The 10,391-nt window shown below is 68.7% G+C and carries 11 protein-coding genes; 4 read left to right on the top strand and 7 right to left on the bottom strand.

What is annotated here, in order from left to right:
* From ACM2XV_RS08940 to ACM2XV_RS08920, 5 genes are all read right to left on the bottom strand, one after another.
* On the bottom strand, positions 1 to 635 hold a 635-nt coding region (locus ACM2XV_RS08940; RefSeq protein ID WP_487026678.1), incomplete at its 3' end, for a VOC family protein.
* 18 nt (positions 636 to 653) lie between these two features.
* Positions 654 to 1,112, bottom strand: a complete 459-nt coding sequence (locus tag ACM2XV_RS08935; RefSeq protein WP_344777093.1) for a VOC family protein — start codon at positions 1,110 to 1,112, stop codon at positions 654 to 656.
* 41 nt (positions 1,113 to 1,153) lie between these two features.
* Positions 1,154 to 2,050 carry a carbohydrate ABC transporter permease gene (locus ACM2XV_RS08930; RefSeq protein WP_487026677.1) on the bottom strand — a complete coding sequence of 299 codons (897 nt, stop codon included), beginning with the start codon at positions 2,048 to 2,050 and terminating at the stop codon, positions 1,154 to 1,156.
* Positions 2,047 to 3,009 carry a carbohydrate ABC transporter permease gene (locus tag ACM2XV_RS08925; protein WP_487026676.1) on the bottom strand — a complete coding sequence of 321 codons (963 nt, stop codon included), beginning with the start codon at positions 3,007 to 3,009 and terminating at the stop codon, positions 2,047 to 2,049. Before ACM2XV_RS08925 ends, ACM2XV_RS08930 begins: the two co-directional genes overlap by 4 nt.
* Before the next feature lie 19 nt (positions 3,010 to 3,028).
* Complete coding sequence (locus ACM2XV_RS08920; protein WP_344777099.1) at positions 3,029 to 4,357, bottom strand: ABC transporter substrate-binding protein; 1,329 nt, start codon at positions 4,355 to 4,357, stop codon at positions 3,029 to 3,031.
* Between the two features lie 215 nt (positions 4,358 to 4,572).
* Between ACM2XV_RS08920 and ACM2XV_RS08915 the strand changes: the two genes are divergently transcribed.
* Positions 4,573 to 5,664, top strand: coding sequence for a threonine aldolase family protein (locus ACM2XV_RS08915; protein ID WP_344777101.1), 1,092 nt, complete (start codon positions 4,573 to 4,575; stop codon positions 5,662 to 5,664).
* A gap of 330 nt (positions 5,665 to 5,994) precedes the next feature.
* On the top strand, positions 5,995 to 6,582 hold the full coding sequence (locus ACM2XV_RS08910) for a nitroreductase family protein (protein ID WP_344777110.1): 588 nt from the start codon (positions 5,995 to 5,997) through the stop codon (positions 6,580 to 6,582).
* Positions 6,583 to 6,728: 146 nt separating this feature from the next.
* Here ACM2XV_RS08910 and ACM2XV_RS08905 read toward each other — a convergent pair whose 3' ends face one another.
* A complete protein-coding gene (locus ACM2XV_RS08905) occupies positions 6,729 to 7,304 on the bottom strand; it encodes a TetR/AcrR family transcriptional regulator (protein WP_487026675.1) in 576 nt (191 codons plus the stop codon).
* Between the two features lie 158 nt (positions 7,305 to 7,462).
* Here ACM2XV_RS08905 and ACM2XV_RS08900 point away from each other — a divergent pair, with 158 nt between their 5' ends.
* On the top strand, positions 7,463 to 8,959 hold the full coding sequence (locus ACM2XV_RS08900; protein WP_487026674.1) for a DHA2 family efflux MFS transporter permease subunit: 1,497 nt from the start codon (positions 7,463 to 7,465) through the stop codon (positions 8,957 to 8,959).
* A gap of 120 nt (positions 8,960 to 9,079) precedes the next feature.
* On the opposite strand, the gene ACM2XV_RS08895 is transcribed toward ACM2XV_RS08900, so the two are convergent.
* The gene (locus ACM2XV_RS08895; protein WP_487026673.1) at positions 9,080 to 10,129 is read right to left on the bottom strand and encodes a zinc-dependent alcohol dehydrogenase family protein; all 1,050 of its coding nucleotides are present in this window, start codon (positions 10,127 to 10,129) and stop codon (positions 9,080 to 9,082) included.
* 71 nt (positions 10,130 to 10,200) lie between these two features.
* Here ACM2XV_RS08895 and ACM2XV_RS08890 point away from each other — a divergent pair.
* Positions 10,201 to 10,391, top strand: a 191-nt coding sequence (locus ACM2XV_RS08890) for a winged helix-turn-helix domain-containing protein (RefSeq protein WP_487026672.1), incomplete at its 3' end; no start/stop codon positions are given.

The raw sequence follows: 10,391 nt of genomic DNA, 5'->3' as shown, positions 1-10,391 counted from the left end.
TGCGGCGGGCGCTCGGTCGTCGGCACGTCATAGGTGAACAGCTCGAGCACGGTGTCGTCGCCCTTGAGGTAGTCGATGTGGAACCCGCGCGCGTCGTGCGGCTGCTCGATCGTGCCGATGCGTGTGAAGCCGAGCGGCGCATAGAACGCCTCACTCGCCGCGCGGTCGGCGACTGTGACCGCGACGTGGTCGAAGCGCGGGCGCGCCGGGGTGCCGAGGGCGCGTTCGCGTGCGACGCCGCCTTCGTCGTGCACGACCGTGTACTGCAGGTCGCGCTGGACGAACTCGAGCAGGGTGCCTTCCGGGGCGTAGAAGAACGCGATGCGCACACCGCCTTCCGCCTCGAGCGGGTCGAGATGGAACGGGACGCCGGCCTCTTTCAGCGGCTCGACCAGGGCATCCACATCGGCGACCTTGAATCCGACGTGACGGAAGCCCCTGACGAGGTCGTCGGCGACCCACGTGGATGCCGCGGGGTCCGCCAGCCGCCGCAGTTCGATCACGGCGGTGTCGACGTCGAGCTCGGCGCGCTCGGGCGTCACCTCGCCGACGGGCTGCGCCGCGATGAAGCGGCGGTAGAAGTCCGCGCTGCGCTCGACGTCGGTCGTGTTGATCAGGATTCTGCGGATCGCCATGGTTGCGGCCTCCTCGGCTCAGGGGCGGGGTTTGATGTTGAGGTTGACGCCGAGCGTGCCCTCGCCGTCGATGATGGTCCAGCTGCCGCCGGGGTACACGCCGACGTTCCGCAGCGGGAATCCCTTCGACTCCAGCTCGCCGACCACGTCGTCGCGCGCGTCACCCACCTGGAAGCCGAGGTGGTGCACCCCGTTGCCGTGCGCGTCGAGGAACTCGCGGAAGGTGGACGGGTTCGCGTCGGGCTCGTGCAGCTCGATGACGAAGCCGCGTTCCGAGCAGTCGACGACCGCCACCTTCAGGCCGTACTGCGCCGGCTCGCCGCGGTACAGCTCATTCGGGTTCGGCTCGGCCGCCGACACCCGCACCTCAGGGCGGGGAACGTCGAACACCTCGCACCACGCGTCGAGGGCGCGCTCGATGTCGTCGACGACGAGCGCGATCTGGATCAGATTGCGCAGGGGCACGGGATGCTTCACAGGCGTCTTCCTTCGGTGGAGTGATGCGGCCGCCGCCGCGCTCAGTTCTTGACCGCGCCGAGCGTGAGGCCGGCGACGAACTGGCGCTGCATCCAGACGTAGACGAGGATCACGGGCACGATCGACATGGTCAGGCCGGCGGTCAGGGTGGGCCAGTCGGTGTTGTACTGCCCCATCAAGCTGAACAGCACGGGTTGCAGGGGCAGCTTCCCCGTGTCCTGCAGCACCGTGTTGGCGTAGAGGAACTCGTTCCAGGTCTGCAGGAACTGGAAGATGATGACCGTCGCCATTCCGGGCCGGGCGAGCGGAAGGACGACCCGCCGGAACACCTGCAGCTCGGTGGCGCCGTCGACGCGGGCTGCCTGCACCAGCTCGTCGGGCAGGGTCTCGAAGAACGCGCGCATCAGGAACATCGAGAACGGCGCCGAGCTCGAGACATAGAGGATCAGCAGGCCGAGCTGGTTGTTCAGCAGGCCGATGGCACGCAGCTGCAGATAGAGCGGGATGATCAGGGACGTCGCCGGCATCATCAGCGTCGCGAGCAGGGCGACGTAGAGCACGTTCTTGAACGGGAAGCGCAGCTTGGCGAAGGCGTAGCCGGCGAGCGACGCGAAGATCACGACACCGGCGACCGTCGCCGCCGTGATCCACAGGCTGTTCAGGAAGTGCACCGCGAAGCCCGTCGACACCCACGCCTCCGGGTAGGCCGCGAAGGTCAGGTGCGTCGGGAAGATCGGGCCGGTGAAGATCGTGTTCTGCGGGCGCAGCGACGTCAGCACCAGCCAGATCAGCGGGAACACGGTGAAGGCGGCGATCGCGATCAGGATGAATGAGGCGAAGGACTTCCCGATCGGGGCCGGTCGTCTGCGCCGCTGCTGCGCGGCGGGGCGGCGGTCGGTGCGCGGCACCTGCCCGGGGCGGGCCATGGTCGTCGTCATCGCTGCGCCCTCCGCGTCAGGAACACCTGCACCGCGACCGCGACCCCGCACAGCAGCATCACGATCACGCTGAACGCGCTGCCGTAGCCGAGCTGGGGGATCGAGCCGGCGGTCGACCCGAACGCCAGCGAATAGAGGTACGTGCCGAACACCTCGGAGGCGTGGCTCGGCCCTCCGCCGGTCATCACGAAGATGATGTCGAAGACCTTGAACCCGTTCATGAGGTTGAGGCTCACGACGATCGCCGTCACCACCCGCAACCCCGGAATCGTCACGAAGCGGAACTGCTGCCACCGGCTCGCGCCGTCGATCTGCGCCGCCTCGTAGTAGGTCGGATCGACGCCCTGGATGCCGGCGAAGTAGATCAGCATGTTCGTGCCGATCGCACCCCACAGCGACACCACGATGATCGCCGGCAGCACCGTCGCCGGGTTGCTCAGCCAGTTCGTGGCGAGGCCGTCGAGACCGAGCCCCCTCAGCGCCTTGTTCAGCGTTCCGAGGTTCGGGTCGTAGATCAGCTTCCACAGCACGCCCGACACGACGAACGAGACGATCCCGGGGATGAAGAGGATGGTGCGGATGACGACGCTGAGCCCGCTCCACACGTAGTTCAGCAGCACCGCGATGAACAGCGGGATCACCGTCTGGAGGACCGTCGTGACGATGGCGTAGACGATCGTCGTGATGAACGCCTGCCGGGCGACCGGGTCGTTCCACATCCGCTCGTAGTTCGCGAAGCCCGTGAAGGTGGGGCTGCCGAACCCGCTCCAGCTCGTGAAGCCGAGATAGATCGCGAACACGATCGGCCACCCCACGAACACCGCGAACAGCACGGTGATCGGAATGGAGAAGACGTAGCCCGCGAGCCGCTCCGAGCGCTGCAGCCGCCACAGGTGCGACCCTCCCGACGTGGAGCGGCCGCGGCGCGGCATCCCCCGTGAAATCGTCTGACTCGACATCCGCCGGCCCCCTCCTTTCTCAGCCGCGCGCGTTGACGACAGCGGTCTGCATCTGCTTCGCGACGTCCGCGGGGGAGGCCTTCTGGTCGAAGATCTTCGTCAGCGGGTCGCCCGAGGCGGACGAGCCTGCCCCGAACGGGATGTGGGGGCATCCGTCGGGCAGCCACGACGCCATCTGCTTGATCTGCGGGCTCGTGACCCGGTCGACGGCGGACTGGGTCGCCGGCATGCTGCTCGAGTCGTTCATGAGCTTCGAGTAGACGTCGGGCGAGTAGAGGTACTTGAGCACCTCGAGCGCCGCGTCCTTCGCCTTGCTCGTCTCGGAGACGGCGAAGCCGGCGCCAGCCTGGTCGGCCGTCCAGTGACGCGCCCCGGTCTTGATCGCGGGGGTCTTCATGATCTTGTACTTCTTCACGAAGTCGGGCGTCGCGTTCTGGATGAGGCCCGCGGGGATCCACGAGCCGGCGAACAGCATGGCCGCGGCGCCGGTGTAGAAGAGCTGGGTCGCCTGGTCGCCCGAGGTTCCCGTGGTGCCTTTCTGGAAGACGTTCGCCTTGACGATCCGGTCGTTCAGCTCGAGCGCCTTGACCACCGGCTCGTTCGTCCACTTGTAGCCCTTCTCGAGCTGGTCGAGCTTGAGGAAGTAGGTCGGGTCGTCGGTGACCTGGGTGATGAGCGGCAGGAAGAAGTCGAGAGCGCTCGTGCCGGGGTTCGCGCTGAACGCGACCGACGACTTGCCCGTCGCGTTGACCTTCTGGGCGACGTCGATCAGGTCGTCCCACGTCTCGGGCTCGCCGTCGACGCCGGCCGCCGCGAACAGCTCGGGGTTGTAGAAGATGCCGAAGGTCTGCGCCTCCCAGCCGAGCGCGTACTGCTTGTCGCCGTCGCTGTACTCCTGGTTCTCGGCGGGGAAGAAGTCCTTCAGGAAGTCGCTGCCGAGCTCCTTCTTGAGGTCGGCGGAGATGCCCTGCTTGCCGTAAGTGATGGCACGCACGTGCGGCGCGAAGATCTCGGGCACGTCGCCGCCCGAGACCGCCGCGGTGAGCGCGGGCAGGTACTGGTCCGGCGTTCCGAAGATGCGCAGGTTCACCTTGATGTGCGGATGCTTGTCTTCGAAGTCCTTGATGACCTTCGGCAGGGTGTCCTTCTGCTCGGTGTACCAGCTCCACACGCGAACGGTGGTGGTGCCGGAGCTCGAGCTGGCCGACCCGCCGGAGCAGGCCGCGAGCAGGCTGGCCGTGGCGGCGGCGCCGAAGCCCGCCGCGCCGGCCTTGAGCAGGGTGCGCCGGTCGAGCCGGGTTCGTGCGAACGCGGAGCCGAGCGAGCTCGCGCCGTTGATGCTGTGCATTTCGATCTCCTCATTGAGACGGTTCGCTCTTCCCGGCCGAGGGGTCACGCGCCGGGGTTGCGAACTTTCTATCTCAAGGTAAGCAAGTTTGCAATGGTTGCGGATGCCCCGTCCCGACTCGCGCGCCGCGCGGCACTCGCCCCACGCGGCCAACTTCACGCCGGCGTCAGATCGATTACTGCGTACTCGATGAGGCTTGGCCCCATGATGGAGTCATGGCCTTCGAGCGACTGCACGACCCGTCCGTCATCAGCTTCGCGAGCGACAACTACGCCGGGGCCATTCCCGAGGTGCTCGAGGCGATGTTCATCGCCAACGGCGGGCACCAGCCGAGCTACGGCGCCGACGCCTACAGCGCCCGCCTCACGGCCCTCATCAAAGAGCACTTCGGCGACGCCGCCGAGGCCCACGTGGCCCTGAACGGCACGGGCGCGAACGTGCTCGCCCTGCAGAGCATCACCGAGCGCTGGTCAGGGGTGATCTGCGCGGAATCCGCCCACATCAACACCGACGAGAACGGCGCCCCCGAGCGCGTCGGCGGCCTCAAGCTCCTGCCGGTGCCGACCGCCGACGGCAAGCTCACCCCCGAGCTCATCGACAAGCAGGCGTGGGGCTGGGGTGACCAGCACCGCGCGCAGCCGAGCGTCGTGAGCATCACACAGGCGACGGAGTTCGGCACGGTCTACACCGCCGACGAGATCGCCGCCGTTGCCGACCATGCGCACAGCCGCGGCCTGACCCTGCACATGGACGGCGCCCGCCTCGCCAACGCCGCCGCCGCGCTCGAGCTGCCGCTCGCCGATTTCACGACCGAGGTCGGCGTCGACATCGTGAGCTTCGGTGCGAGCAAGAACGGCGGGCTGTTCGGCGAGGTCGTCGTCATCGTCGACCCCGAGACGACGCTCGGCATCGAATACCTGCGCAAGGCCGACATGCAGGTGCCGAGCAAGCAGCGCTTTATCGCCGCGCAGCTCGTGGCGATGCTCGAGGACGGCCTGTGGCTGCGCGCCGCCCAGCACGCCAACGAGATGGCGGCGCTGCTGCGCGAGCAGCTCGAAGAGGCGGTCGCGGATGCCTCTGCCCCCGGCCTCTCGTTCACGCAGCCGACCCAGTCCAACGCCGTCTTCGCGACCCTGCCGAAGGTCGCCGCCGACATCGTGCGCCGCCGCTACGCGTTCTACGACTGGGATTCGACCCGCACCGACGGCTTCGCCGAGGTGCGCTGGATGACCGCGTGGGACACGAGCGAGGAGGACGTCGAAGCCTTCGCCGACGCCATAGTGGAGGCGACCCAGGCGGTCGTGTAGCCGGGATCGCGGGCATCCACTTTTGCATCCGTGTTGCATCTAAGTTAGACTTAAGCCATCGAGCGGGGCCGCAACCGGGTGCAGCGGGCGGCCCGACGCTCGGGGTCGACGCCGACCCACCCGGTCCTCGGCCGGCGGGCTCGCCTCCCACCCCCCTGTAGATCCCGTCGGTCGAGCAAGACCGCACCCCATCCCTCACGCACGATTCTTCACACGCGATCCGTCGCGCGCGGCGCCCGGAATACCTCCTCGCCCTCATGCGTTCGCATGGTGTTGTACAAGCCATCGGCGCTGACGCCGAGCCCCGAGCAATCGAGAGGAGTCAGCGCGATGACGCTGATCAGTGAGACCAAGAGCGCGCAGACGGATGCCCCCATCCTCGATGTCCTCGCCGCGCGCTGGAGCCCCCGCGCCTACACCGCAGAGCCCATCGACGAGTCGAAGCTCGCCTCGGCCCTCGAGGCCGCGCGCTGGAGCCCGTCCGCCGGCAACTCGCAGCCCTGGCGCTTCATCGTCGCGCGTCGCGGCTCGGCCGCTTTCGAGAAGGTCTCGGCCGCACTGATGGGGTTCAACCAGGCCTGGGCACCCGCGGCGTCGGTGCTGCTCGTCGGGCTGTACACTGAGCTGCGCGACAGTGAGGGCAAGCTGCGGGCGACCCCGAGCTACGACCTCGGCCAGGCGATGGCGCACCTGTCGATCCAGGCGCACCACGACGGTCTGCACGTGCACCAGATGACCGGCTTCGACCCCGAGGCTCTCGCGGCGTCGTTCGAGCTGCCCGCCGACGTGAAGCCCTTCGTCGTCGCCGCCATTGGCACCGTCGGCGCGCCCGACGACCTCGACGAGGTGCTGGCCGAGCGCGAGCGCCAGCCGCGCACGCGCCTCTCGCGCACCGAGATCGTCCTCGTCGACGAGTAGAGCGTCACGCCGCCCCGCACGCTGGTCGAGTAGCAGCCGGTGCCTGCGCCGGCGTCACGCTGGTCGAGTAGCAGCCGGCGCCTGCGCCGGCCGCGTATCGAGACCCCCTCCTCGCCGGGAAACGGTCTCGATACGCTCCTTCGTCGCTACTCGACCACCGGGGCGGGCCGCAGGCCGTCGGTGACCAGCTTGATGAGACGCCGCAGCGCGGCATCCGAATCACCGCGCCTCTCGGACGCCCACGCGAGCGAGCCGATCAGGGCATTGAGGTCGGATGCCTGCACGTCGGCGCGCACCGCGCCGGCCTCTTTGGCGCGCGCCAGGATCTTCGCGGTTCCCGCCGTCATCGGCTGACAGCTCGTGCACAGCGGCGAGCTCGGGTCTTGCAGGGCGGTCGCGATCGACTCGGGCAGACCGCCGTAGGTGCGCAGGTGACGCGCGAGCTCGAGAATCCACTCGTCAAGGGCGGCCGCCGGGTCATCTGCGGCCATCAGGCGCCGGGCCGTGTCGCGCAGCTCGTCGAGTGCCCCGTGCAGTGCAGCGGCGAGCAGCGCGTCGCGGGTGGGGAAGTGGCGGTACAGCGTGCCAGGGCCCACGCCCGCGCGGCACGCGATGTCGTCGAGAGAGGCTCCGGTGCCCTTCTCGGCGAAGGCCTGCGCCGCGACCTGCACGATCTTGTCGTAGTTCCGCTGCGCATCGGCGCGCAGGGGCCGCTTCAGCATTGCGGCATCCGTCATCATGTCGTTCACTCCCAGCGAACCGGATTCAGCCTCCGCTTGTTGACAAAGCGGAGGCAATCTCCATATTGTGAGGATTCCGAAAGACGGAGACTTCCTCCGGATTCGGATTCACCGTACACCTTCTCGTGATCGGACGTCGCGTGACCGACACTCTTTCCCTTGATCTCACAGGCCCCGCGAAGGGTCTCTCTTCCCGCGAGTCGGGTCTCCATTCGCCTGACGGTGGCGCGACCAGCAGTCGACCTCGCACGGCGATCCTCGGGCTCATCACCGTCTTCATCACCCAGCTCATGCTCGTGGTCGACGCGAGCATCGTGAACGTCGCCCTTCCCGACATCCAGAAGGCGCTGCACTTCACCCCGAGCGGCCTCAGCTGGGTCGTCACGGGCTACGCCCTCGCATTCGCGGGGCTCATGCTGCTCACCGGCAAGCTCGGCTCGAAGATCGGCGCCAAGCGCGCTCTCATCATCGGCACGCTCGTCTTCATCGTGGCGAGCGCGGCGGGCGGGCTCGCGCCCACAGCATCCGCCCTCGTCATCGCCCGCGTGGTGCAGGGCGTCGGCGCCGCGATCGCCGCCCCGAGCACCCTGGTGCTGCTCATCGAGAACACGACCCCCGGCGCGCAGCGCAACCGCGCGATGAGCCTGTTCGTGCTCGCGGCCGGCTCGGGCGGCGCGATCGGCCTCATCCTCGGCGGCGTGCTCACGACCGGCCTCGGCTGGGAGTGGGTCATGTTCGTCAACGTGCCGATCGGCATCCTGATCGCCGTCGGCGCCGCGTTCTTCCTCGGCGAGACCGAGCGCACCCGCGAGACGCTCGACTTCGGCGGCGCCGCGACCAGCGTGATCGCGATGGTCGCACTCGTCTACGGCTTCACCGAGGCCGCGAACTCGGGCTGGGGCAGCCCGGTCGTGATCGTGTCGTTCGCCGTCGCGCTCGCCTCGCTCATCGGCCTCGTCGCGATCGAGCGCAGCCACCACTCGCCCGTGGTCCCGCTGCAGCTGTTCACCCGGTCGCGCAGCGCCGTGCCGCTCATCTCGATGCTGTTCGTGCCGGCCGGCATGTTCGCGTTCTTCTACCTGATCACGCTGTTCACGCAGGACGTCTACCACTTCAGCGCGCTCGGCACCGGCCTCTCGCTGCTGCCGTTCGTCGTGACGATGATCGTCGTCTCGCAGTTCGCGCCGCGGCTGCTTCCCCAGTTCGGCGAGCGCCTCGTCGGCGCCGTCGGACTCGCCGCGCTCGTCGTCGGGCTCGGCTGGCTCTCGCAGCTGCACGCCGACGAGAGCTACGCCGCGGGCATCCTCGGCCCCATCATCGTGATGGGCCTCGGCGCCGGCCTCACCTTCGCGCCGCTCACCGGGCTGATCATGGCGCACGCCCCCGAGGGGCACGTCGGCACGACCTCGTCGGTGCTGCAGACCATGCAGCAGCTCGGCGGATCGATCGGCGTGGCCGTGCTGTCGACCGTGTTCGTCTCGGCGGCCGCGACGGCGGGCGTCGCGGGCGGGCTGACCACCGCGATCATCGGCGGCGTGGTGTTCGTCGGCGTCGCGTTCCTGCTCTATGCGCTCTGGGGGTCGAACGCGCCGGCGACGGCCGAGGGCGCGGATGCCGCGCCCGGTGTGACCCACTAGGGGTCGCGCCTCGCGCCTCGCGCGCCGGCCCGGGCGTCACAACCGCGGTTCATTCGACTCGATGACCCGTAATCGTGACGACCGGGCGGCGCCGGGGAACACCGGCGCAGGTGCGCGCCGCTACGGCTTCAGCAGCGCCTTGATCGCCCGACGCTCGTCCATCGCGGCGTACGCCTCGGCCACCTCCGAGAGCGGCAGCTCGAGATCGAAGACGCGCCCGGGCTTGAGCGAGCCGTTCCAGACCTCGGGCAGCAGCTCGTCGATGTAGTTGCGCACCGGCGCCATACCGCCGCGCACGCCGACGTTCGAGTCGAACAGCTGGCGAACGGGCAGCTCGGGGCCGCCGCTCGGCACGCCGACGAAGCCCACCTGGCCGCCGGGGCGGGCCGAGCGCAGCGCCTGGTCCATCGACTCCTTCGTGCCGACGCATTCGAGCACGGCGTCGGGCCCGACGCCATCGAAGAGCGCCTTGACCGCAGCGATGCCCTCGTCCCCGCGCTGCTCGACGATGTCGGTCGCGCCGAAGTCGCGGCCGAGGTTCTGGCGGTCTTCGTGGCGCGACATCAGCACGATGCGCGCGGCGCCGAGCCGCTTCGCGGCGAGCACAGCGGACAGCCCCACGGCACCGTCACCGACGACCGCGACGGTCGAGCCCTGCTTCACGCCGGCCGAGACAGCCGCGTGGTGGCCGGTGCCGAACACGTCGGCGAGGGTGAGCAGGTGCGGAACGAGCTCGGCGCTCGGCTGACCGGGCGTCGCGACCAGCGAGCCGTCGGCATGCGGCACGCGGACATACTCGCCCTGTGCGCCCTGCATGTCGTTGCCCCAGTGGTCCTTGCCGCCCCACCAGCCGATCTCGAGGCACGACGTCGTGAAGCCGTTCCGGCAGTTCACGCACGTCATGTCGCAGTCGTAGAACGGTGCGATCACGAAATCGCCGACGTTGATCTTCGACACCGTGTCGCCGACGGATTCCACGATTCCGACGAATTCATGGCCGATGCGCGCCGGATGCTTCACCGGGGTGATCCCCCGGTAGCGCCACAGATCCGAGCCGCAGACGCACGCCGCCACGACCCTCACGATGGCGTCCCCGCCGGTGATCAGCTCGGGCTTCGGAACCTCTTCGTATCGAACGTCGTTCTTGCCGTAGAGGGTCGTCGCGTGCATGCGTCAAGCGTAAGCGCGGTGCGACATCCGCATTTGTCCTACATTTGGCTATTTCGTGCGACAATCGATGCATGCCCCGTCTCGCACCCCACGTTCCGCTCGCCGAGCAGGTCGCCGAGCAGCTGCGGCAGCGCATCGCCGACGGCGAGTTCGAGGTCGGCTCGCGCCTGCCGACCGAGCATCAGCTGACCGAGGAGCTCGGGGTGAGCCGCAACAGCGTGCGCGAGGCGCTGCGCTCGCTCGTGCACGCGGGGCTGCTGCG

This window comes from Gryllotalpicola sp. CP2-P1 (assembly GCF_057512245.1).
Note: the sequence above shows the minus strand (reverse complement) of the source record. Positions and strands in the feature narration are given on the sequence as shown.

Excerpts from the sequence above, each read along its gene's own strand:
- ACM2XV_RS08895 (WP_487026673.1), bottom strand. The coding sequence starts at position 10,129 with ATGCACGCGACGACCCTCTACGGCAAGAACGACGTTCGATACGAAGAG.
- ACM2XV_RS08930 (WP_487026677.1), bottom strand. The coding sequence starts at position 2,050 with ATGACGACGACCATGGCCCGCCCCGGGCAGGTGCCGCGCACCGACCGC.
- ACM2XV_RS08905 (WP_487026675.1), bottom strand. The coding sequence starts at position 7,304 with ATGCTGAAGCGGCCCCTGCGCGCCGATGCGCAGCGGAACTACGACAAG.
- ACM2XV_RS08925 (WP_487026676.1), bottom strand. The coding sequence starts at position 3,009 with ATGTCGAGTCAGACGATTTCACGGGGGATGCCGCGCCGCGGCCGCTCC.
- ACM2XV_RS08910 (WP_344777110.1), top strand. The coding sequence starts at position 5,995 with ATGACGCTGATCAGTGAGACCAAGAGCGCGCAGACGGATGCCCCCATC.
- ACM2XV_RS08920 (WP_344777099.1), bottom strand. The coding sequence starts at position 4,357 with ATGCACAGCATCAACGGCGCGAGCTCGCTCGGCTCCGCGTTCGCACGA.
- ACM2XV_RS08915 (WP_344777101.1), top strand. The coding sequence starts at position 4,573 with ATGGCCTTCGAGCGACTGCACGACCCGTCCGTCATCAGCTTCGCGAGC.